Below are 23,037 nucleotides of genomic sequence, written 5' to 3'. Positions count from 1 at the left end.
CGCATACCGATACCCGTGAAGTAGGGGGCAACCCCACCCGAGGGCCATGACTGGAACTCAAGTCATTGTCCTGAAAAGGTTTTCCTCAGACCAGCTGGAGTTCGAACGCCTTCAGTACGGCGCGCGTACGGTCGCGCACGCCCAGCTTGGACAGGATGTTGGACACGTGGTTCTTGATGGTGCCTTCGGCCACACCCAGCGAGTTGGCGATCTCCTTGTTGGAGAAGCCACTGGCCATCAGGCGCAGGATCTCGGTCTCGCGGTCGGTCAACGGGTCCGGGCGGTCCAGGCTGACGAACTCGTTGCGCATGTGCTCCAGGCCGGACAGCAGGCGCTGGGTCACGGCCGGCTGCACCAGCGAACCGCCGTCGGCCACGGTGCGGATGGCACCGACCAGCTGCGCCAGGGTCACGTCCTTGAGCAGGTAGCCCTTGGCTCCGGCCTTGAGCCCGGCCAGCACCAGCTGGTCGTCATCGAAGGTGGTGAGGATGATGGTCGGTGGCAGCTGCTCCTGGCGCGACAGCACCTGCAGCGCCTCCAGCCCGGACATCACCGGCATGCGCATGTCCATCAGCACCACGTCGGGGCGCACCTGCGGTATCAGTTCGACCGCCTGCCGGCCATCGCCGGCCTCGGCCACCACCTCGATACCGTCGTCGAGCGCCAGCAGGGAGCGGATTCCCTGCCGCACCAGGGTTTGGTCGTCGACCAGGCAGACGCGAATCATCAACGCACTCCTTCAGGAACCTTGGTAAGGGCGGCCACCAGCACCGTTGCCGGCACCGTCGCCCGCAGCCGGAAGCCTTCACCGGGACGGGTTTCGACCTGCAGCTGGCCACCACATTGTTGCAGGCGCTCGCGCATGCCGCGCAAGCCATTGCCCACATTGACCATATCCGCGCCGACGCCGTCGTCGCGGGCCTCCACCACCACCCGGTCGGGGGCTTCACGGTACACCTTGATCCACAGGTGGCGGGCGCCGGCATGGCGCACCGCGTTGGTGATGATCTCCTGGGTACAGCGCAGCAGCACGTGGGCCCGCTGCGGGTCCTCCACGTTCAGCGGATCCTCGATCTCCAGCTGGATGTCCAGCGAGGGCACGTTCTCGGTCAGCGGGCGCAGCGCCGCCGCCAGATCGATGGCGCCGGTCTCGCGCAGCTGGCTGACCACCTCACGCACGTTGCCCAGCAGCAGCTTGGCCAAGGCATGCGAGCGCTTCACATGGTCCAGCGCCTGGCCCTCGGCCAGGTGACCGGCCACTTCGAGGTTCAGGGTCAGTGCGGTCAGCTGATGCCCCAGAAGATCGTGCAGCTCACGCGAAATGCGGGTTCGCTCGTTGACGCGGGCGCTTTCGGCCAGCAGGGCACGAGTGGCACGCAGCTCCGAATTGAGCCTGCGCTGCTCGTCGCGGGCCTGGGTCTGCTGTCTCGCGACAAGGCTGGTCACGAAGATGAACATGGAAAAGCCGCCATACAGCAGCGATTGCATCACGGCTTCGAACAGCGGGAAGTTCAGCAGTATGTAATAGACCGGGGCCACCGCCAGCTGGCTGACCAGCAGCCACAGCACGCACAGGCGCGCCGACAGCATCCACGGAATGACGCCGGCAGCCACCATCATCAGGATGCTGCCCAGGCCCGAACCACTGAGGAAACTGACGCCCAGCGCCGAAACCGTCAGCAGCAGCAGCAGGCCGCGGTCCAGCCAGGTGGTGTGACTGTCGCTGTCACTGCGCAGGAGGCGGGTCAGCCAGTAGTACGCGGCGCCGAAGGACAGGTAGGCGACGAACAACAGGATCGCCCAGCTGCCCATATCGCTGCGGCTGTGCAGGTTCTCGAATTGCGAGTACGCCAGTGGCAGGCCGACCATGACCCAGGTAAACAGGCCGGCCAGACGGAGGACGCGGGTATGGCTGAGGACTCCCAACATGCCAGCACTCTACGGGCCCGGCCCGCGTCGCGCACTCCCACGGAAGTCATGCATCCGAGGTCCCCTGTTCATGCCGCAGCCCACCCCGGGCATGCAATAATCGTGCGCAGGGTCCAATTTGACGGACCAACCGCGTTACCCCACGGAGTCACAATGTCGATTGTCATCCGCGACGTGCGCGAGCACGAGCTCGATTCCGTCCTGGCTTTGAACAACAACGCTGGCCTGGCCATCCTTCCCCTGGATGCGGCCCGCCTGCGCCTGTTCTACGAAACCGCTGAGTATTTCCGCGTCGCCGAGCGCGACGGCAACCTGGCCGGCTTCCTGATCGGCTTCGGCAGCGACAGCCAGCACGACAGCAGCAACTTCGCCTGGTTCAAGCAGCAGCTGGACACCCCGTTCTTCTATATCGACCGCATCGTGGTCGCCAGCCGCCGTCGTGGCGGTGGCGTCGGCCGTGCGTTCTATGCCGACGCGCAGAGCTTTGCCGAGCTGCGCTACCCGCAGATGACCTGCGAAGTCTTCCTCGACCATGGCGCCGATGCCGCCCTGCTCTTCCACGGCAGCTTCGGCTTCCGCGAGCTGGGCCAGAACACCATGCCGCAGGTCGACGTGCGCGCCAGCATGCTGGCCAAGGAACTGTGCAGCTACCCGTGGGTCCAGGAGACCTACGGCGGCAAGCTGCCGGATGTGGCATGGACACGTGCCCGGCATCTGCCGGCGCAGGCACAGCGGCCGACGGGGACCTGAGCGTGGCGGTGAATTTCGATTACGAACAGGCCGGTGAACTGAAGATCGGCCAGGTGGGCATCGCCAACCTGCGCATCCGTACCCTTGATGTCGAACGCCTCGTGCAGGAAATGCGCGAACGCGTCACCCGTGCGCCGAAACTGTTCGGCCGCGCCGCGGTGATCCTCGACTTCGGCGGCCTGAGCCAGGTGCCGGACGTGGCCACCGCGCAGGCGCTGGTCGATGGCCTGCGCAGTGCCGGCGTGCTGCCGGTGGCGCTGGCCTATGGCACCAGCGCGGTCGACCTGCTCTCGCAGCAGCTCGGGCTGCCACTGCTGGCCAAGTTCCGCGCCCAGTACGAGCGTGCCGAGGCCGAGCCGGCCCCGCCGCCGCCGCCCGCGCCGGAACCGCGTCGCGCAGCCCGTGCCGAACCGAAGCCGGCACCGGCCACGCCGGTGGCCAAGGTTGCCGACGCCGCCGCACCGCAGCCGGGCCGCATGCAGCTGGGCAACGTGCGTTCGGGCCAGCAGCTGTACGCAGAAAACTGCGACCTGACCGTGATGGCCACCGTCGGCGCCGGCGCCGAGGTCATCGCCGATGGCAGCATCCACATCTACGGCACCCTGCGCGGCCGCGCGCTGGCGGGGGCACAGGGCAACACCGCGGCACGCATCTTCTGCCGTGATTTCCATGCGGAACTGGTCGCCATTGCAGGCCACTACAAGGTACTGGACGATGTCCCGGACTCCCTGCGCGGCAAGGCCGTGCAGGTGTGGCTGGAACAGGACCAGATCAAGATCGCTGCGCTGGACTGACGCAGCACCCAAACAGAATCATCAGGAGAAGTCCTTTGGCTGAAATCATCGTAGTCACCTCCGGCAAGGGCGGCGTCGGCAAGACCACTTCCAGCGCGAGCCTGGCCTGCGGCCTGGCACGGCGCGGCAAGAAGGTGGCGGTGATCGACTTCGACGTCGGCCTGCGCAACCTCGACCTGATCATGGGCTGCGAACGCCGCGTGGTGTACGACTTCGTCAACGTCGTGCACGGCGAAGCGACCCTCAAGCAGGCCCTGATCAAGGACAAGCGCTTCGAGAACCTGTACGTGCTGGCCGCCTCGCAGACCCGCGACAAGGACGCACTGACCCAGGAAGGCGTGGGCAAGGTCCTGAAGGACCTGGCCGCCGACGGCTTCGACTACATCATCTGCGACTCCCCGGCCGGCATCGAGAAGGGCGCCTTCCTGGCGATGTACTTCGCCGACCGTGCGGTGGTGGTGGTGAACCCGGAAGTGTCGTCGGTGCGCGACTCGGACCGCATCATCGGCCTGCTCGACTCGAAGACCCACAAGGCCGAGTCCGGCCAGGACGTGCCGGCCTTCCTGCTGCTGACCCGCTACACCCCGCTGCGCGTGGAAAGCGGCGAGATGCTCAGCATCGCCGACGTCGAGGAAGTGCTCGGCCTGAAGGCGATTGGCGTGATCCCCGAGTCGGGTGACGTGCTCAACGCCTCCAACAAGGGCGAGCCGGTCATCCTGGATGTCGAGTCCGCAGCCGGCCAGGCCTACGACGACGCCGTCGCGCGCATCCTTGGCGAAGAACGCCCGATGCGCTTCACCAACGTCGAGAAGAAGGGCTTCTTCAGCAAGCTGTTCGGAGGGTAAGCATGGGCCTGTTTGATTTCCTCAAAGCGAAGAAGACCACCGCCGAAACCGCCAAGAACCGCCTGCAGATCATCATCGCGCAGGAGCGCAGCAACCGCGGCGGCCCCGATTACCTGCCGCTGCTGCAGCGCGAGCTGCTGGAAGTGATCAAGAAGTACGTGAACATCGACGTCGATGCAGTGAAGGTCGACCTGGTGAAGGATGGCCAGCACGATGTGCTGGACATCTCCGTGGCGCTGCCTGAAGGCCCGGACAAACCCTGAAGCTCTGCCCCGCCCGTGCCTGCACGGGCGGGGCTGCCTGACCCGCATGACCGATACAACAACCGCCGTGGACATCACCTGCGTGGGCGACATCGCCTTCGCTGATGCGCAGTGCCTGCTCGCCGCGCATGGCCTGCAGCTGCACCACGTCGCGGCCGGTGAACCGATTCCCGGCAGCTACTGGGGCGAGCCCGAGGCCGGCATCATCGCCAGCAACGTGTACGTGCGCGATGACACGCCCGTGCACTCGATGCTGCACGAAGCCTGCCACCTGATCGTGCTGCCGCCGGAGCGGCGTGCGCAGGTGCATACCGACGCCACCGACTCGGTGGCCGAGGAAGATGCCACCTGCTACCTGCAGATCGTGCTGGCCGGGCAGCTGCCTGGCGTTGGCTGTGCGCGGTTGATGGCCGACATGGATGCCTGGGGGTATACGTATCGGCTGGGGTCGACACAGGCGTGGTTTGAGCAGGATGCCGAAGACGCGAAGGCGTGGTTGATCGAACGCGGATTGCCGGTGGCGTAACGCATCGGTAATGCCGGCCGTTGGCCGGCAACCTCATGAACCCGTGCAGCATTACCTGGTTGCCGGCCAGCGGCCGGCACTACCCCATCAGCCCTGCCCTGCCAGCGCGCGCAGGGTAATGCCGACGATGTAGGCCAGGTAGGTGCCGGTGGCGTAGCCCATCGTGCCCAGCAACACGCCCACCGGCGCCAGGGCCGGATGGAACGCTGCAGCCACCACCGGCGCCGAAGCCGGGCCACCGATGTTCGACTGCGAACCGATCGCGAAATAGAAGAACGGCACCTTCAGCAGCTTGCCCAGGCACCACAGCAGCGCGATGTGCACGGCAATCCAGATCAGGCCGAGCAGGAACAGCCACGGGCGGTCCAGCAGCGCCAGCAGATCCATCTGCATGCCGATGCAGGCAATCAGGAAGTACAGCAGCAGCGAACCCAGCCGCGAGGCGCCCGCACCTTCCAGCGTGCGTGCACGGGTGAAGCTCAGGCTCAGGCCCAGCGTGGTCGACAGCACCACCACCCACACGAACGGCGCATCCAGGCTGAACTGCGAGGCCCAGCTGACATTGGCCTTGAACCATGCCGCCAGCGGCGCACCGATCGCGTGTGACAGACCCACGCCGCCGAAGGCCACCGCCACGATCAGCATCAGGTCGGTGAGGCTGGGAATACGCTCGTGCTCGGCCTGGAAGCGCGCGATGCGCTCCTTCAGCTCATCGATGGCCGACGTGTCGGCACCGCTGCGCGCGTCGATCTTCGCTGCGCGCCCGGCCAGGAAGATCAGCGCGGCCATCCACACGTAACCGACACCGACATCGACCACCGCGAACTGGCCGAACGTGGTGGCGTTGACGTCGAACACTTCGCGCATCGCCAGCATGTTGGCCCCGCCACCGATCCAGCTGCCGGCCAGTGCGGCCATGCCGGCCCAGGTGTCACCGGCCACCGTTTCCGGATGCAGCGCGCGCATCACCAGGAACGCCACCACCGCACCCAGCATGATGCTGGCGGACGCACCCAGGTACATCAGCACCAGCTTCGGGCCGAGCCGCAGGATGCCCTTGATGTCCACCGCCAGGGTCAGCAGGATCAGCGCTGCCGGCAGCAGGATGTCGCGTGCGATCGGGTTGTAGAGCTTGGTGTTCTGGCCGTCGATCAGGCCGACGGTGTTGTAGATGCCGGGAATCAGGTAGCACAGCAGCAGTGCCGGCACGAAGGTGTAGAAGCGTTTCCACAGGCCCTGCTCGCGCGAGGCGGTCCAGAACACGGCGCCCAGGGTGGCGGCGATCAAACCGAAGACGACGATGTCGTTCTGGATCAGGGCGGTCGAGGGCATGCAGGCGCTCTGGGTAGAGCCGGCCGCTGGCCGGCTGCTGTTGGCGGCAGATCAGGAAGGTGTGCCGACCAACGGTCGGCACCCACCGGTACAGCAGATGGCGAAACAAAAGCGCCGCCCCGAAGGGCGGCGCTGCCGTCATCAGTTGCCGATGTGCTGCTTCAGCCAGGCATTGACGGTGTCATGCCACAGGATGCTGTTGTTCGGCTTCAGCACCCAGTGGTTTTCATCCGGGAAGTACAGGAACTTCGATTCGATGCCCTGGCGCTGGGCAGCAGTGAACGCGGCCAGGCCCTGCTCGACCGGAATACGGAAGTCCTGCTGGCCGTGGATGACCAGGATCGGCTTCTTCCAGTCCGCCACGTGGTTGACCGGGTTGAACTTCTCGTAGTTCGCCGCCTTCTGGTACGGCGTACCGCCCTGCTCCCACTCGGTGAACCACAGTTCTTCGGTGGCGTAGCCCATCATGCGCTGGTCGAACACACCGTCATGGTTGACCAGGCACTTGAACGGGCCGTTCCAGTTGCCGGCGATCCAGTTGACCATGAAGCCGCCGTAGCTGGCGCCCAGCGCACAGGCCTTGTCACCGTTGAGGAAGGAATACTTCTTCAGCGCCGCATCCCATCCCTTCTGCAGGTCTTCCAGCGGGCGGTCGCCCCAGTGCTGGCTGATCGCATCGGTGAAGGCCTGGCCATAGCCGGTGGAGCCGTGGAAGTCGATCATCACCACGGCGTAGCCCTGGCCCGCATAGGTCTGCGGATTCCAGCGGTAGCTCCAGCCATTGCCGAAGCTGCCCTGCGGGCCGCCGTGGATCAGGAACGCGACCGGGTACGACTTGCCTTCCTGGTAGTTGTGCGGCTTGACCACATAGCCATGCACGGTGTCGTTGTTCCAGCCCTTGAACTCGAACTGTTCGTAGTCACCGAAGCTGACGTCCTTGAGCACGTCGCCAGCGGCCGGGGTCAGCGCGCGCAGCTCGCCGATGGCTTCGCCGGCGGCCGGCAGCAGGCCGACCAGCACCTGGTCGTTGCTCTTCAGGCTGTTGCGGGTGATCGCCACGCTGGTGCCGGCCACGTCCACCGAGGTCACGCTGCCGTCGCCGATCAGCTTGGTGGCCTTGCCGCTGGCCACGTCGATCTGGAACAGCGGGTGCTCGCCGAGGTCATCGGCAGTGGTGTAGATGCTGCTGCCATCCGCGGACAGGGTGATGCCGCCCGCCGAACGATCCCATTGCGGCGCGATCTCACGGCTCTTGCCGCTGGCCAGGTCCATCGCCATCAGGCCGAAACGGTCGGCCTCGAAGCCCGGGCGCTTCATCGCACGGTAGAACAGGGTCTTGCCGTCGGCACTGAACACCGGGCCGGCATCCCAGGCCGGATTGGAGGCGGTCAGGTTGACCGGCGCCTGCTTGCCCGCAGCGTCGAAGCGGTACAGGTCGAAGTTGGTCGACCACGGCTCCTGCTTGCCGGCCACGCGGATGCTGGCCACCACGCTGGCGCCATCCGGCGACCACGCGAAATCGTCATTGCCACCGAACGGCTTGGACGGTGCATCGCCGTCGATGGTCGCGCTCAGCGCCGAGGCGCCCTTGACCGCCCCGGCCTTGCCTGCCGGCAGCGGTGCCACGAACAGGGTGTTGCGGCGGCCGTCGTTCCAGGTATCCCAGTGGCGCACGAACAGCGAATCCCACACCTGGCCGCTGGCCTTGGCGTCCTTCTTTTCCTTCAGCTTCTTCTCGGTGCATGCCAGATCCGAGGCACAGGCCTGGAACACGCCGGCACTGAACAGCACGCGGTCGTCCTGCGGCGATACGTGGTAGCTGTCCACGTCCACCGGGAAGTCGGTCAGCTGACGCGGGGTGCCGCCGTTGATCGGCTGCGCGTACAGCTGCTGGCTGCCGTTCCTGGCGCTGAGGAAGTAGACGGTCTGGCCATCGGCCGACAGCGACGCGGAATTGACGTTCCAGCCGGCCGGGGTGATCTGCTTGGGCGGTGCCGCATCGCGGGTGCGCAGGTTGCGCGCGAACAGCGCGGTGGAGGCCTTCAGGTTGGCGTCCACGCTGCGCTTGGCGAACACCACAGTGCCACCGTCCGTGGTCAGTACCGGCGCGGAGACGCGGTCCATGGCCACCATGTCGCGGACTTCCAGGCCACGGGCAGCGGCAACGCTGGGCAGGGCAGCCAGCAGGCTCAGTGGCAGCAGGGCATGACGCAGTTTCATCGGGGTCTCCGCAGGACGGCAAAAAACCGATGGTAGGCCCGTGCGGCCGGGGCTGCCAAGGCCATCGGTCATGGCTGCCCGCGGGGTTGGCCCCGCCGCCAGAAAAAGCAAACCGCGCCGTAGCGCGGTTTGCGGTAGTGCCGGCCGCTGGCCGGCAACCAGGGGTATCACGGGATTCCGGGATTGCCGGCCAGCGGCCGGCACTACCCGTCCCTTACGCCTTGGTGTACTTGCCGGTGCGGTAGATCAGCCAGCCCACCAGGAACAGCACGGCCAGGCCGATCCACTGCGCGCCCGGCAGGTGGAACGGCACGGCCAGCACGTCGGCGCGGCTGCTGACCACGATCGGAATCGCGATGGCGATGCCCATCAGTGCCTCACCGGTGATCAGGCCCGCAGCGAACAGCACACCCGGCTTGTGCACGCGGTCGCGGCCTTCTTCGTCATCGGCGCGCACCTTGTGGAAGCGCTCGACCAGGTGGGCGATCAGGCCGCCGAGGAAGATCGGCACCATCAGCTCCAGCGGCAGGTAGATGCCGATGGCGGCGGCCAGCACCGGCACGCGGAAGCGTGCGTTGCGCGACTTCAGCCAGCTGTCGAAGGCAATGATGGCGGCACCGACCACGGCACCGATGCCGATGAAGGTCCACGGCAGTTCGCCACCGAACAGGCCCTTGGCCACCGAGGCCATCAGGTTGGCCTGCGGCGCAGCCAGCGCGTTCGGGTGCAGCTCGGACTTCACGCCGATGCCGTAGGCGGTGGCCAGCAGGTTCAGCACCGGGGCCATGATCAGCGCACACGAGAAGGCACCGATGCCCAGCATCAGCTGCTGCTTCCACGGGGTGGCGCCGACGATGTAGCCGGCCTTGAGGTCCTGCAGGTTGTCACCGCCAACCGCTGCGGCGCAGCACACCACCGCGCCGATCATGATCGCCGCCACCGCGCCCAGCGGCGCACCGCCGGCACCGACCGGCTTGAGGCCATCGGCGCCCAGCAGCACCACCAGCACGGCCGAGGCGAACAGGATGGTGGAGATGGTGATGCCCGACACCGGGTTGTTGGACGAACCGATCAAGCCGGCCAGGTAGGCCGACACCGACACGAACAGGAAGCCGGCAACGATCATGATGATGGTCATCGGGATCGACACGTGCCACTGGCCGACGATGGCCTGGTACAGGGCCAGCAGCGGCAGCACGAAGACCACCAGGGCCACCAGCATCCACTTCATCGGCAGGTCGCGCTCGGTGTGCGCCAGCACCGGCCCACCGCTCTTGCGGGCAGCGGCAAAGCCGCTCTTGACGCCGTTGAGCAGCGACTTGCGCAGCGAGATCAGGGTCCAGATGCCGCCAATCAGCATCGCGCCCACACCCAGGTAGCGCATCTTCGCGCCCCAGATGGCGAACGCCGCCTCGGTGGAGGATGCGGTAGCCACCGAGGCGGCCAGGCCCGGATCGGTGTTCATGAAGAACGCCTGGTAGATCGGAATGGCGATGTGCCAGGTCAGGATCGAACCGGACACCACCACGATGCCGACGTTGAGGCCGACGATGTAGCCCACGCCCAGCAGTGCCGGCGACAGGTTGGTACCGATGAAGGCGGTGACCTTGGAGCTGCCGACGTAGGCCGAGGTGGCCCAGGCGTCCGGGATCAGGCGCATGCCGCTTTCCGCGGCCAGCTTGACGAAGGCACCGATCACCGCCGACAGGCCGAGGATCTTCAGGCCCGGGCCCGGATTCTCACCGGCCTTGAGCACTTCCGCCGCAGCCTTGCCTTCCGGGAACGGAAGCGGGTCTTCGACGATCATCGAACGGCGCAGCGGCACCGAGAACAACACGCCCAGCAGGCCGCCGAGGCCGGCGATGCCCAGCACCCACCAGTACTTGAAGTCCGGCCAGTAGCCCATGATCACCAGCGCCGGGATGGTGAAGATCACACCGGCGGCGATCGACGAACCGGCCGAAGCACCGGTCTGCACGATGTTGTTTTCAAGGATGGAGCCACCGCCCAGCAGGCGCAGCACGCCCATGGAAATCACCGCGGCGGGAATGGCGGTGGCGATGGTCAGGCCTGCGAACAGACCGAGGTAGGCGTTTGCGGCCGACAGCACCACCGCCAGCACGATGGCCAGGGCCACTGCGCGGAAGGTGAGCTGCTTTGGCGCAGCGTCGTGGTTCATGGAAGCCCCTGCTGGCAAAAAATCCCTGCCACGCTAGCGTTCAGGGCAGATCAAGTCCAGCGTGCCAAAGGATGGGGGCGTGTGCTGCAGCGCAATGGGCCAGTACGTGGACCGGCAATCGACCGACCCGGCAAAGTCCGGCTGGGCGCACAGCAAATGATATGTTATATCTTAACGCTACCTTGCTGTTACTGCATCGCATGCCCCCTTCCCCCTCCTCTCGCCTGGCCTCCATCGACCAGCTGCGCGGCACCGTGATGCTGTTGATGTTGCTCGACCACGTGCGCGAGACCTTATTCCTGCAGCATCAGGTAAGCGACCCGATGGACGCAGCGACGGTCTCCCCTGCGCTGTTCGCCTGCCGTCTGCTGGCGCATCTGTGCGCACCCGTGTTCGTCCTGTTGACCGGCCTGTCGGCCTGGCTGTACGGCCAGCGCCAGGCGGATCCGCGCCGGGCCACGGCCGCGTTCCTGCTCAAGCGCGGGCTGTTCCTGGTCGTGCTGGAACTGACCCTGGTGAATTTCGCCTGGACCTTCCAGCTGCCGCCGGAAACCCTGTACCTGCAGGTGATCTGGGCCATCGGGCTGAGCATGATCGCGCTGGCCGGGCTGCTGTGGCTGCCACGCCCGGCCCTGCTGGTGCTGGCAATCGCGGTGGTGGCCGGGCACAACCTGTTCGACGGCTTACGGGTGCAAGGCAATGGCCTGCTGGCGGTGCTGTGGAAAGTGCTGCACCAGCGCGACTGGATCGAGGCCGGCGCGCTGCGCCTGCGCACCTCCTATCCGGTGCTGCCGTGGATCGGGGTGATCGCTCTGGGTTATCTGTTGGGACCGTGGTTCGCCCGCGAGCGCGACCCGACGCAGCGCCAGCACTGGCTGCTGTGGGCAGGCGTCGGTGCGCTGGCCATGTTCGCGCTGCTGCGGTTCGCCAACCAATATGGAGATGCACCGTGGCAGTACCAGACCAGCGCGCTGCGCACCTGGATGAGCGTGCTCAACATCACCAAGTACCCGCCGTCGCTGCAGTTCCTGCTGTTGACTCTGGGCGTAGGGCTGTTGCTGCTGCGCCTGTACGAATGGCCGCCACTGGCGCGTGCGCTGCGCCCGCTGGCCGATATCGGCGCCGCGCCGATGTTCTTCTACCTGCTGCACCTGTATGTGCTGAAGGCGCTGTACCTGGGCGCGCTGGCGGCCTGGGGGCCGACCCATGGCGAGTTGTATGCCCTGGACTCGGTCAGCGGCCTGCTGCTGGTGGCCTGCGCGCTGGCGGTGGTGCTGTACCCGCCGACCCGGGCATTCGCGCGGTTCAAGGCGCGAAGGCGTGACCTGGCGTGGTTGCGGTACCTGTGATCGCCCAGGCCAGTCCGGCAATCCACGCATGGCGTGGATCTACTGAAAGCGGATCGGGCCACAGGCCTATAATTCCGCGATGAATTCCACCGCTATCGCTTCCGACGACTTCCTGGGCCACCCCAAAGGCGTCTACGTCTGCTTCTTCACCGAAATGTGGGAGCGCTTCTCCTTCTACGGCATGAAGGCGCTGCTGCTGCTGTACCTGACCAAGTACCACCTGTTCGGCGACAAGGCCGGCCTGGACCTGCTCGGTGCCTATGGCGGCCTGGTGTACTGCATCCCGGTGTTCGGCGGCATGCTGGCCGACCGCTGGCTGGGCATGCGCCGGGCGGTGCTGTTCGGCGGCATCCTGCTGGTACTCGGCCACCTCGGCATGGCATTCGAAGGTCACGCGGCCTACCGGGTCAACGGTGAAGTGGTGCGCGATACCTCGGCACTGGCGGTGACCTACCTGTCGCTGGCGCTGATCATCATGGGCGTCGGCTTCCTCAAGCCGAACATCTCCACCATCGTCGGCAAGCTGTACGCCAAGGACGATCCGCGCCGCGATTCGGGCTTCTCGCTGTTCTACGCCGGCATCAACCTGGGCGCGCTGTTCTCGTCGCTCGTGTGCGGCTTCCTCGGCGAGGCCTATGGCTGGAAGTACGGTTTCGGTGCGGCCGGCATCGGCATGCTGGCCGGCCTGGCGATGTTCCTGTGGGGCCAGAAGTACCTGCAGGGCCACGCCGAGCCGCCGCAGCCGGCCGCGCTGAAGCAGAAGGTGCTGGGCCTGCCCCGCGAATGGCTCATCTATCTGTGCGCGGTGCTCGGTGTGTTGCCGGTGGCGTGGCTGATGTGGGCGGCCGGCAACGGCGCGTTCGCGCTGGGCGGTGAAATCAGCCTGGCACTGATGCTGATGGTGGCGGTGCTGGGCGGCGTGCTGGTCTGGTTCGCCTGGTTCACCGGCAGCAAGTGCACGCCGGTACAGCGCCAGCAGATGATCGCGCTGATGGTGCTGATCTTCATGGCGCTGGTGTTCTTCACCATGTACGAGCAGTCGTATGGCTCCTGGGTGACCTTCACCGACCGCCTGCTGACCAAGGACATCGTGCCCTCGCTGGTGATCACCGGCGGTACCCCGCTGCCGTGGTCGATCATCTCGCTGCTGCTGGCACCGCTGGGCTTCGTGGTCAGCGCGCGGCTGTCCGAGCGCCGTCCGGGCTCATCTGCGCCGCGAACATTCTTCGCCGCCATCGTCGTGCTGATGCTGGTGCTGCTGGTGCGCGACTGCCTGGTGATTCCGCAGACCGCCGGCTCGCTGACCTACCTCGGCGGCCTGTTCCTGGTGCTGCTGGCGCCGGCCTTCGCCGCACTGTGGACGTGGATGGACCGCCGCGGCTGGGAACCGGGCAAGCCGGTCAAATCGGCCTGGGGTCTGGTGATCGGCGCGCTGTCGTTCGTGCCGCTGGCATTGGCCGCACAGCAGGTCGGCGCCACCGGCGAGATGGCCAGCGTGTGGTGGCTGGTGCTGGCCTACTTCCTGCTGGCCAGCGGTGAGATGTGCCTGTCGCCGGTCGGCCTGTCGGCGGTGACCCAGCTGGCCGTGCCGCGGGTGATGAGCCTGATGATGGGCACCTGGTTCCTGGCAACCGCGTTCTCGGAAACGCTGGCCGCGCTGTTCGGCAAGCTGGCCGCGATCGAGGTACCGGAAGGCGAATCGCTGGACATGGTGGCCGCGGCCGGTGCCTATGCGCACCTGTTCTGGCTGCTGATGTGGATCGGCCTGGGCTGTGCGCTGGCCGCCTTCATCGCCGCGCCGCTGCTGAAGAAGATGATGCACGGGGTCAAGTAAGCACGATGCAGGCGAACTCCGGGGGCGGCGGATCGATCATCCGCCGCCCCCGGCTTGTTCAGGGCGCGCTGCTCTTCTCCGCAGGTGCGGCCTGCCCGGCCACCTGGCCCCCCAGGCTGCGCGAGAGGAAGGCCAGCAACCTGCTGTAGTACGCACGTTGGTTGGCAGGGGAATAGAAACCATGCCCTTCATTCTTGACGTACAGGGTTTCCACCGGCGTGCCGGCCTTCTTCAACGCAGCTTCCATGCGTTCGCTGTGCACGATCGGCGCACGTTGATCCTGACCACCCGCGGCCAGGAATACCGGCACCCGCACCTGCGCGGCCAGATTCACCGGGGAACGCTCTGCAAGATCCTTGGGCGATCCCAGCCAGTTCCGCAGGTAGGCCAGGCCTGACTCGTCGCTCTGGATGTCTCCGCGGGCGTACATCAACGGCAGGTCGTAGATGCCGACGTAGCCGGCCGCGCACTGGTACAGGCCCGGTTCGCGCACCGCCCCATCATCGCCGCATAGGCACCGTAACTGGCCCCATAGATGCAGATGCGGTTCTTGTCGGCCACGCCCTGTTCGATCGCCCAACGCGTGGCATCGGTGACGTCATCCTGCATCGACAGCCCCCATTGCTTTCGCGCGGCCTGCATGTGGGCCCGGCCATAGCCGGAAGAGCCGCGGAAATTCACCTGCAGTACCGCGTAACCTGCCGCCGCCAGCATCTGTGTCTCGGTGTCATAGGCGCCCTGGTCGGCAACACCGATCGGACCTCCGTGCGGCACCACCACCATCGGCAGCGCACGGGCCTCGCGGCCATGCGGGACGGTAAGGAAGCCATGCAGCGAACGCCCATCACGCGCCGTCAGGCTGATCGGACGCACCTCCGCCGCCAGCGCGGGGTCGATCCAGTCGCTGCGGCTGATCAGGTGCCGTGCACTCTTGCCAACCGTGTCATAGAGATAGAAATCGCCCGGATTGCTGCCTGACCAGGTTTCCACCAGCACCGTCTTGCCATCGCGCGTGCTGGAGGTGATGTAGACCGCTCCGCCAAGGCCGGCTTCGAGGCTGCGGTACAGGCGAGCGTCGTCCGAGGCGTCATCGAAGAATGCCGTTCGCGGCGCACTGCCAAGGAACAGGGCCCCGACCGGCACGCGGCTGCCGGGGCGCCGGATGATGCGCGCCGGGTCGGCACTCCCATCGCGCAGCACGGTGCGTCGTTCATTGCTCTGGGGGTCCCAGCTGACAATGGCATCAGGTCCATCTGCCTGCTCGACCTGCAGGTACGCCAGGCGACCATCGGCCGAGAAGCCGAGCGGCGCCTCGATGCGCTTGCTCAGGGATTCATCATTGAGCAGGACCCAGTCGCTGTTGCTGCCCGTGCGGTAGTAGAGCTTCTGCGTGCCATCGGTAACGACAGCGCGTGCGAAACGCACCTCGCCCTGCTCATCGGTCGTGAAGTCCGCATCGGGAATGGGAGCGCGCGCCACGGCGTTGCGGCGACCGGTGATCACGTCCATGCGCTCGACCTGCGCATGCGAACTGCCGACCAGCGGGATCACCGTCACCAGCGCGTTGCGGTCATCGTCCTTGAGCTCATCACTGAGGTAGGCGGCCACCAGGCCTGCCGGCTTGACCTTGATGTTGGTGCCCAGGCTCTGGTCGGCAACCCGGTACCCCACCAGCAGCTCGCCGCCCTTGCCGTTGGCATTGATACCGAACAGTTCACCGGTCGGCGTCGGCCGGTCCAGCACGCCGAACTTCTGTGCCATGCCCACCAGCAGCCGCTCGTTGCTGACCCAGTCGAAGGTGTGGGCGTGATCGTTGCGGGGCGGGCGGAAGCTGCCGACCATCTTCATGTCGGCAATGCGGTAGATCGCCAATGCGGTTCCCGCCTCCAGCGGAACCGTCGCGGCGATGTACTCGCCCCCTGGTGAAATCTTGATGTCGGTAAACGACTCCTGCCGCAGATAGCGATCCAGGTCCAGCGTTGCGGCCGATGCCCCACCCACAACCGCGCCCAGCAGTACAGCCAGCACAATCCTGCGCATCCTTCCCCCATGGAAAACCGGACACCCTGTCCGGATGTACGATTCTAGGCACGTGACCGTTTGCCGCGCCACATCGGCAGAAAAAACGACGGCACCGTTGCCGGTGCCGTCGTTACCACTACCTTGGAGAGAGAGTCAGGACGTGGGTTCGGGGGGCGTGCGCCGGGTCAGTGGACCCCGCGCACCGCCAACGTAAGGGCCAGGATGCTGAGGATCACGGCGATGGTGCCGTCGAGCACGCGCCAGGTACTGGGCTTGGTGAACAGCGGCGCCAGCAGGCGTGCGCCCAGGCCCTGCGCGGTCAGCCACAGGCAGCTGGCAGTCACCACACCGGCGGCGAAGGCCATGCGGGCGTTGCCGAAGTTCTCGGCGATCGAGCCGATCACCATCATGTCCAGCCAGAAGTGCGGGTTGATCAGCGAGAAGCCGACCGCGGCCATCAGCACCGCGCGGCGGCTGCCGTCGTCGCTGTCAGCCTCGCCCATGCCGCCGCCACCGGCAATCGCACGGCGTGCCGACTTCATGGCGTACCAGGCCAGGAACGCGACGCCGGTCCACAGCACGGCGGTGGTCAGCCACGGCAGCGCCGAAGTGAGCGTGCGCAGGCCAGCCACGCTGGCAAAGATGAAGATCGCATCGATGGCCGCACAGGTGGCAACCACCGGCACGATGTGCTTGCGCAGGATGCCCTGGCGCAGAATGAAGGCGCTCTGGGCCCCGACCACGGCGAACAGGCCGATGCCGGTAGCTGCACCAGAGAACCAGGCACCGAGGCCGGTGCTGGCGGAGATGACCGAGAACATGGGATTCACTGCCTTTACTTGCTTGGGGGGACGGTGCCTCGCGAAGGCGGACAGCACCGGAACGAGCGCCATTGTCGCGCCGCAACATGAAAAAGACGAGCTAAACTTCCTAAACCAACATTAGCGGAACTTAATTCGATGCGTATCGACCATGCCCAGCTGCGCGCCCTTGCCGCAGTGATCCGCGAAGGCAGCTTCGACCGCGCCGCGCAGTCGCTGAATGTCACCCCGTCCGCCATCTCGCAGCGGGTCAAGGCGCTGGAGGACCGGATCGGCCGGCTGCTGGTCAAGCGCGGCACCCCGGCCACCGCCACCGCCGAGGGGCAGTTGCTGGTGCAGCTGGCCGAGCAGACCGCCCTGCTCGAGCACGATGCGCTGCACCGGATGGGCCTGGCCGATGAGGACCTGCCGCAAGCCAGTATTCCGGTGGCGGTGAACCACGACAGCCTGGAAACCTGGTTCCCGCAGGCGGCCTACCAATTCGCGCAGACCACCGGCACTACGCTGGACCTGCGCGTGGAGGACCAGGACCACACCGTCGAACTGCTGCGCCAGGGCACGGTGCTGGGTGCGGTGACCACCCTGGACGAGCCGGTGCAGGGCTGCCAGATCCATGCGCTGGGCAGCATCCGCTACGCCGCCACCTGTACCCCCGAGTTCCGCGAGCGTCATTTCGCCAAGGGCGTGACCGCGCAGGCGCTGGCGCAGGCCCCGGTGCTGGTGTTCAACCGCAAGGACGACATGCAGTCGCGCTTCGCCCGGCGCATGGCCGGCGACGACCTGCCCAGCACCGCGCCGACCTGGTGGATTCCGTCCACGCGCGCCTTCGTGCAGGCCAACCTTGGCGGCATGGGCTGGACGATGAATCCGTTGCCGCTGGTCAAGCGGCACCTGGACGCGGGCCGCCTGGTCTACGTGCGCCAGCGCGCGTGGGAAGACGTGCCGCTGTACTGGCAGCACTGGAAGGGTGACGTCCAGACCATGGCCCTGCTGACCCGCGCCGTGCTGGACGCCTCATCAGCGCTGGTGCGGCGCAAGCGCTGAGGCAGCCCTGCAAAAAAGGGGACGGAGGGGATTAAGTCGTCTTTGCCCAGAATGTCGTATAGGCCTTAAACGACTTAATCCCCTCCGTCCCCTTTTTGCTCCATCCAATCTCCACGAAGTCTCCACACCAGGTCCATGCGCGATGCGGATACTGGTCGGCCGATCACTGCAAGGATGCCCTGCATGCCTGTATTCGTCCGCGATGCGCGCCCCGAAGATGCCGCCGCCTGCATCGACCTGCGCGGGCGCACCCGCGAAAACGCCTTCAGCGCCGCGCAGTTGGCAGAGCTGGGCATCACCGAGGACAGCTGGGCGGCCGGCATCGCCCAGGGCGATTCGATCGGCCGCGTCGCCTGGGAGGGCGAGCGCATGGCCGGTTACTGCTTCGCCGACCGCGACACCGGCGAAGTGCTGGTGCTGGCCCTGCTGCCGGACTACGAAGGCCGTGGCGTCGGTCGGCAGCTGCTGCAGGAAGTGGTCAGCCTGACCCGCGATGCGGGCCATACCCGGCTGTTCCTGGCGTGCTCGGCCGACCCGCGTTCGCGCTCGCATGGCTTCTACCGGCGCCTGGGCTGGCGCCCGACCGGGGAGATCGATGAGGCCGGTGACGAGATTCTGGAGCTGGTCTGATTGAAGGCGTCGCCAGGCATGGCCTGGCGCTACTGGGGCTACGATCGCCAGGCTTGGGCCCGCCGCTCACGTGACGGGGCCGCGAAACGTCGGATGCTGCGTTGCATCAAAAACGGACCGGATCCGGTTAGAATCGCGGATGGATGGCGCAAGGCGTTGTTTCTTCACGCCCTTTCCCTGCCCCACGCGCATCCTGACCCCTTCCCCTCCGCCAACGATCCCGCCCCCATGAAGAAATTTGGCAAGGCCCTGCTCGCCCTGCTCGTGCTGCTGTTGCTGGCCGCCGCGCTGTTCCTGTACTGGCCGCTGACCCAGCGCTCGGTGCCCGCCGCCAGCAACGACAAGCCCGTCGACGTTGTGCTGGTCGGCGCCGGCATCATGAGCATCACCCTGGCCACCTACCTGCAGGAACTGCAGCCGGACTGGAACATCCAGGTCTACGAACGCCTCGACGGCGTCGCCGGTGAAAGCTCCGACGGCTGGAACAACGCCGGCACGGGCCACTCGGCCTTCGCCGAACTGAACTACACCCCCGAACTGCCCGACGGCAGCATCGAGACCAAGCGCGCGGTCGGCATCGCCGAATCGTTCGAGGTCTCGCGCCAGTTCTGGTCGCACCAGGTGAAGGAAGGCCGGCTGAGCCAGCCCAGCGACTTCATCAACCCGACCCCGCACATGAGCTTCGTCTGGGGCGATGACAACATCGCCTACCTGCACAAGCGCCAGCAGGCCCTGGTGAAGAATCCGCTGTTCTACGGCATGCAGTACTCCGAGGATCCGGCCCAGATCAAGCAGTGGGCCCCGCTGCTGATGGAAGGCCGTGACCCGAAGCAGAAGGTTGCCGCAACCTGGATGCCGCTGGGCACCGACGTCAACTTCGGCGTGATCACCCGCCAGCTGACCGCCGGCCTGCAGCGCAGCCCGAACTTCAGCCTGCACCTCAACCACGAAGTGAGCGCGCTGCGGCAGAACGCCGACAAGAGCTGGAACGTGACGGTGAAGGACCTCAAGGCCGGCACCGAGTCCACCACCCACGCCCGCTTCGTGTTCATCGGTGCCGGTGGCGCTGCACTGAAGCTGCTGCAGATGTCCGGCATTCCGGAATCGAAGGACTACGCCGGCTTCCCGGTCGGTGGCCAGTTCCTCGCCTTCCAGGGCCAGGACGTGACCTCGCGCCACGGCGTGAAGGCCTACGGCATGGCCGAGACCGGTTCGCCGCCGATGTCGGTGCCGCACCTGGATGCGCGCAAGCTGGACGGCAAGCCGGTGGTCCTGTTCGGGCCGTTCGCGCTGTACAGCACCAAGTTCCTCAAGCACGGCTCGTGGTGGGACCTGTACTCGTCGGTGAACCACAACAACGTCGGCCCGATGCTGGAAGTGGGCAAGGACAACCTGGACCTGGTGCAGTACCTGATGGGCCAGGCGCGCCTGAACGATGCCGACCGCCAGGCCGAGCTGGTCAAGTACTTCCCCACTGCCAAGCCGGGTGACTGGAAGCTGGTCACCGCCGGCCAGCGCGTGCAGATCATCAAGCGTGATCCGCTGAAGGGCCCGGTGCTGCAGTTCGGTACCGAGATCGTGACCGACAAGGACCACACCCTCGCCGCCCTGCTCGGCGCTTCGCCGGGTGCGTCGACCTCGCCGCCGATCATGCTGGACCTGATGGCCAAGGCCTTCCCGGACCAGATGAAGGCCGGCTGGGAAGCCCGCCTGCGCGAGATCGTGCCGTCGTACGGGCGCAAGCTCAACGACAGCGCCGCGCTGGTCAACGAGATCCGTACGCTGACCAGCCAGACCCTGCGCCTGCCGTACCTGGAGGTGCCGGTGGACGCGGACGCGGGATCGCCCGCTCCTGCGGTGGTGCCGGCAGCGGTTCCGGCACCAGCCAAGGAAAAGCGCAACGCCAATGAGGAACTGCAGGCGCTGTAAGCCTGGCAGATTCCCTGTAGCAGACACGGACGGCCACCTTCGGGTGGCCGTTCGCGTTTGGGCCGCTCCCTGCTGCAGAAAGCGATGCCCGGCGCCGGGAATCCTATGCACAATGACGCGAATTGTAATGTTGTTAAGAATTATTTACATTTGCGTCCTACGCAGTGACCGCGCCCCTCCCAGATGGACCTGATGTGCCCGAAGCCGCCGCCCCGGGTGCTGGACGACTGTTGCCGCCCCCTTCCCGTCTCCGAGCTTCGAACCCACCATGTCCCTGACGTTCCGTAACCGCCTGCCCCGCCGTGCGCTGCTGCCGGCTGCCCTGCTCTCTTCGCTCGCGCTGGTCGCGTCTCCGGCGTTCGCCGAGGCCGCCGCCGATGCATCCGATGCCAAGACCCTGGACCGGGTCAGCGTCCGTGCCGAGCAGTCCGCTCCGCCATCCAGCACCACCCGCCTGCCGATCACACTGCAGGAAACCCCGCAGTCGGCCACTGCGATCAGCCTGAAGCGCCTGCAGGACGAGTCGCTGTTCAGCATCAACGACGTGATGCGCAACGTCACCGGCGTCAGCGTGTCCTTCTATGACACCCAGCGCCCGCTGTACTACGCACGCGGCTTCGCCATCACCGACTTCCAGGTCGATGGCATTCCCACCTACAGCGGTTCCACCAACCAGGAATACGACACCGCTTTCTACGACCGCATCGAAGTGATCCGCGGTGCCAACGGCCTGCTCAGCGGCGCCGGCGTGCCGTCGGCCACCGTCAACCTGCTGCGCAAGCGGCCGGGCAAGGAGTTCGATGCCTCGTTCGCGATCAGCGCCGGCAGCTGGGACTATCGACGCATGGAGGCGGACGTGACCGCGCCGCTGACCGATGACGGCCGTTTCCGCAGCCGCGTGGTCGCCGCCTATACCGATCGTGGCCTGTATTACGACCGCTACGACGAGAACAAGATGGCCGGCATGGCGGTGCTGGAAGGCGACGTCACCGACAGCACCACGATCACCCTCGGTTACCAGAGCCAGGACAACAATCCGACCGGCTCGACCTGGGGCACCGTGCCGTTCTTCGACAACCAGGGCAATTTCGCGCACCTGCCGCGCTCGACCAACCTGTCGCCGAAGTGGAGCTACTGGAAGCGCGAGAGCAACACTGCCTTCGCCAACCTGGAACAGCGCTTCGGCGACAACTGGCTGCTGAAGATCAACACCGCCTACACCCGTGGCAATGTGCAGAACGTGCGCCTGTACGGCACCGGCAACCCGGACCCGGTGACCGGCTCGGGCATCTTCCTGCGCGCGGCCGCCGGTGATTCGAGGGACACCCGGCGCAACGTCGATGCTTACCTGACCGGAAGCTTCGATCTGTTCGGCCGCGACCACGATGTGACCCTCGGCGCACAGTGGTCGGACCTGGAAGGCACCACCAACACCCTGGCGCTGAACTTCCCGAACGATTGGGCACGCTGCGGCGGCGAACGCTGCTACTACATTCCCAACGTGTACAGCTGGAACGGCGACATCTCCGAGGTCACCTACCGCCGTACCGGCGCGCGCCGCGTGGCCAAGACCACGCAGAGTGGCGTCTATCTGGCCACCCGCCTGCGCCTGGCCGATCCGCTGTCGCTGATTGCCGGCGCACGCCTGAGCCGCTGGGAAACCCTCAGCCGCTCCTACAACGCCGCAGGCGCCTACACCGGCACCAGCGGCGCGTACAAGGTGAGCGATGAAGTCACTCCCTACGTGGGCCTGGTCTACGACATCACCCCGAACGTCTCGGCGTACGCCAGCTACACCGAGATCTTCAACCCGCAGAACTTCAAGGACCGCAACGAGAACCTGCTGGCGCCAGTACAGGGCTCGAACCTGGAAGCGGGCATCAAGACGCAGTGGTTCGATGGCCGCCTGACCGCCAATGCCGCCGTGTTCGAAGCCAAGCAGGACAACTACGCGGTGCGTGACATGGGCGTGCCGGAGGGTTCGCTGAGCGATGGCACCTCCGCCTACGTCGGCGTCAACGGCACCAAGGCGCGCGGTTGGGAGATGGACGTCAACGGCGAGATCCTGCCGGGCTGGACGGTCAACGCCGGCTATACCCACGTCAAGGTCACCCGCGCCGCCACCGATCTGCTGTACGCCAACCCGCCGAAGGACCTGCTGCAGCTCAACACCCAGCTGCAGCTGCGCGGCGCGCTGGAGCGCCTGAGCATCGGCGGTGGCGTGCAGTGGCAGAGCAAGGTGCAGGGCTACAACATCGCCTACCCGCTGGGCGGCACGGTGACGGTGAACCAGCCGGCCTACATGCTGGTCCAGTTCAACGCCAACTACCGCATCAGCGACAACTGGACGGCAACGCTGAGCGTGCGCAACGCGCTGGACAAGACCTACTGGGCGAATCTGGACTACAACAACTACGGCGAACCGCGCTTCGTGTCGGCCAGCCTGCGCTGGAAGTTCTGAGCCACCAGAAACGGTAGTGCCGGCCGCTGGCCGGCTCCAAGCGATGCATCGATGACGCGGAGCCGGCCAGCGGCCGGCACTACCCCGATCGATGCGGGTCATCCTCCAT

Annotated in this window: 17 protein-coding genes and 1 pseudogene; 11 read left to right on the top strand and 7 right to left on the bottom strand. The window is 66.3% G+C overall.

Going from position 1 to position 23,037, the window contains the following annotated elements:
• Positions 1 to 85: 85 nt before the first annotated feature.
• Both ACZK4Z_RS05975 and ACZK4Z_RS05970 read right to left on the bottom strand, forming a co-directional pair.
• Entirely contained in the window at positions 86 to 727 is a 642-nt protein-coding gene (locus ACZK4Z_RS05975; RefSeq protein WP_006424175.1) for a response regulator, read from the bottom strand.
• Positions 727 to 1,929: a sensor histidine kinase gene (locus ACZK4Z_RS05970; RefSeq protein WP_049461775.1), complete on the bottom strand. Its 1,203-nt coding sequence runs from the start codon at positions 1,927 to 1,929 to the stop codon at positions 727 to 729. The genes ACZK4Z_RS05975 and ACZK4Z_RS05970 overlap by 1 nt, the downstream gene beginning before the upstream one ends.
• Before the next feature lie 153 nt (positions 1,930 to 2,082).
• Here ACZK4Z_RS05970 and ACZK4Z_RS05965 point away from each other — a divergent pair, with 153 nt between their 5' ends.
• From ACZK4Z_RS05965 to ACZK4Z_RS05945, 5 genes are read left to right on the top strand one after another with little or no spacing between them, the layout of a single operon-like run.
• Positions 2,083 to 2,679, top strand: coding sequence for a GNAT family N-acetyltransferase (locus ACZK4Z_RS05965; RefSeq protein WP_032127604.1), 597 nt, complete (start codon positions 2,083 to 2,085; stop codon positions 2,677 to 2,679).
• The gene (minC, locus tag ACZK4Z_RS05960; protein WP_050509775.1) at positions 2,625 to 3,473 is read left to right on the top strand and encodes a septum site-determining protein MinC; all 849 of its coding nucleotides are present in this window, start codon (positions 2,625 to 2,627) and stop codon (positions 3,471 to 3,473) included. Before ACZK4Z_RS05965 ends, minC begins: the two co-directional genes overlap by 55 nt.
• Positions 3,474 to 3,508: 35 nt before the next feature.
• Positions 3,509 to 4,318, top strand: a complete 810-nt coding sequence (gene minD, locus ACZK4Z_RS05955) for a septum site-determining protein MinD (protein WP_010483375.1) — start codon at positions 3,509 to 3,511, stop codon at positions 4,316 to 4,318.
• Between the two features lie 2 nt (positions 4,319 to 4,320).
• The gene (minE, locus tag ACZK4Z_RS05950) at positions 4,321 to 4,581 is read left to right on the top strand and encodes a cell division topological specificity factor MinE (protein WP_004148073.1); all 261 of its coding nucleotides are present in this window, start codon (positions 4,321 to 4,323) and stop codon (positions 4,579 to 4,581) included.
• A 46-nt stretch (positions 4,582 to 4,627) separates the two neighbouring features.
• Positions 4,628 to 5,107 (top strand): hypothetical protein, encoded by a 480-nt coding sequence (locus tag ACZK4Z_RS05945; RefSeq protein ID WP_125893775.1) that lies wholly within the window; start codon positions 4,628 to 4,630, stop codon positions 5,105 to 5,107.
• Positions 5,108 to 5,194: 87 nt separating this feature from the next.
• Here ACZK4Z_RS05945 and ACZK4Z_RS05940 read toward each other — a convergent pair whose 3' ends face one another.
• The 3 genes from ACZK4Z_RS05940 to ACZK4Z_RS05930 all read right to left on the bottom strand — a co-directional run bounded on the left by ACZK4Z_RS05940 (position 5,195) and on the right by ACZK4Z_RS05930 (position 10,838).
• A complete protein-coding gene (locus ACZK4Z_RS05940; RefSeq protein WP_125893773.1) occupies positions 5,195 to 6,439 on the bottom strand; it encodes a DUF819 family protein in 1,245 nt (414 codons plus the stop codon).
• Positions 6,440 to 6,580: 141 nt separating this feature from the next.
• Positions 6,581 to 8,659, bottom strand: a complete 2,079-nt coding sequence (locus ACZK4Z_RS05935) for an alpha/beta hydrolase family protein (RefSeq protein WP_125893771.1) — start codon at positions 8,657 to 8,659, stop codon at positions 6,581 to 6,583.
• 214 nt (positions 8,660 to 8,873) lie between these two features.
• Positions 8,874 to 10,838 carry an OPT family oligopeptide transporter gene (locus tag ACZK4Z_RS05930; RefSeq protein ID WP_125893769.1) on the bottom strand — a complete coding sequence of 655 codons (1,965 nt, stop codon included), beginning with the start codon at positions 10,836 to 10,838 and terminating at the stop codon, positions 8,874 to 8,876.
• Between the two features lie 200 nt (positions 10,839 to 11,038).
• Here ACZK4Z_RS05930 and ACZK4Z_RS05925 point away from each other — a divergent pair, with 200 nt between their 5' ends.
• Both ACZK4Z_RS05925 and ACZK4Z_RS05920 read left to right on the top strand, forming a co-directional pair.
• A complete protein-coding gene (locus ACZK4Z_RS05925; RefSeq protein WP_125893767.1) occupies positions 11,039 to 12,187 on the top strand; it encodes an acetyltransferase domain-containing protein in 1,149 nt (382 codons plus the stop codon).
• A gap of 79 nt (positions 12,188 to 12,266) precedes the next feature.
• Positions 12,267 to 14,021, top strand: a complete 1,755-nt coding sequence (locus tag ACZK4Z_RS05920) for a peptide MFS transporter (RefSeq protein WP_125893765.1) — start codon at positions 12,267 to 12,269, stop codon at positions 14,019 to 14,021.
• A gap of 58 nt (positions 14,022 to 14,079) precedes the next feature.
• Here the strand turns inward: ACZK4Z_RS05920 and ACZK4Z_RS05915 are convergent.
• Together ACZK4Z_RS05915 and ACZK4Z_RS05910 are read right to left on the bottom strand one after the other, a co-directional pair.
• Positions 14,080 to 16,061: pseudogene (locus tag ACZK4Z_RS05915) on the bottom strand (alpha/beta hydrolase family protein).
• 167 nt (positions 16,062 to 16,228) lie between these two features.
• Complete coding sequence (locus ACZK4Z_RS05910; protein WP_005408523.1) at positions 16,229 to 16,864, bottom strand: LysE/ArgO family amino acid transporter; 636 nt, start codon at positions 16,862 to 16,864, stop codon at positions 16,229 to 16,231.
• Positions 16,865 to 17,002: 138 nt separating this feature from the next.
• Between ACZK4Z_RS05910 and ACZK4Z_RS05905 the strand changes: the two genes are divergently transcribed.
• From ACZK4Z_RS05905 to ACZK4Z_RS05890, 4 genes are all read left to right on the top strand, one after another.
• Positions 17,003 to 17,908: a LysR family transcriptional regulator ArgP gene (locus ACZK4Z_RS05905; RefSeq protein WP_125893762.1), complete on the top strand. Its 906-nt coding sequence runs from the start codon at positions 17,003 to 17,005 to the stop codon at positions 17,906 to 17,908.
• 183 nt (positions 17,909 to 18,091) lie between these two features.
• Positions 18,092 to 18,538 (top strand): GNAT family N-acetyltransferase, encoded by a 447-nt coding sequence (locus ACZK4Z_RS05900; protein WP_125893760.1) that lies wholly within the window; start codon positions 18,092 to 18,094, stop codon positions 18,536 to 18,538.
• A 228-nt stretch (positions 18,539 to 18,766) separates the two neighbouring features.
• A complete protein-coding gene (gene mqo / locus ACZK4Z_RS05895) occupies positions 18,767 to 20,467 on the top strand; it encodes a malate dehydrogenase (quinone) (RefSeq protein ID WP_125893758.1) in 1,701 nt (566 codons plus the stop codon).
• Between the two features lie 268 nt (positions 20,468 to 20,735).
• Positions 20,736 to 22,928: a TonB-dependent siderophore receptor gene (locus ACZK4Z_RS05890; protein WP_125893756.1), complete on the top strand. Its 2,193-nt coding sequence runs from the start codon at positions 20,736 to 20,738 to the stop codon at positions 22,926 to 22,928.
• Positions 22,929 to 23,037 lie beyond the last annotated feature (109 nt).

It is taken from the genome of Stenotrophomonas sp. 71799_Sma (genome assembly GCF_056482505.1).
This window is presented reverse-complemented; position numbering and strand designations above follow the sequence as displayed.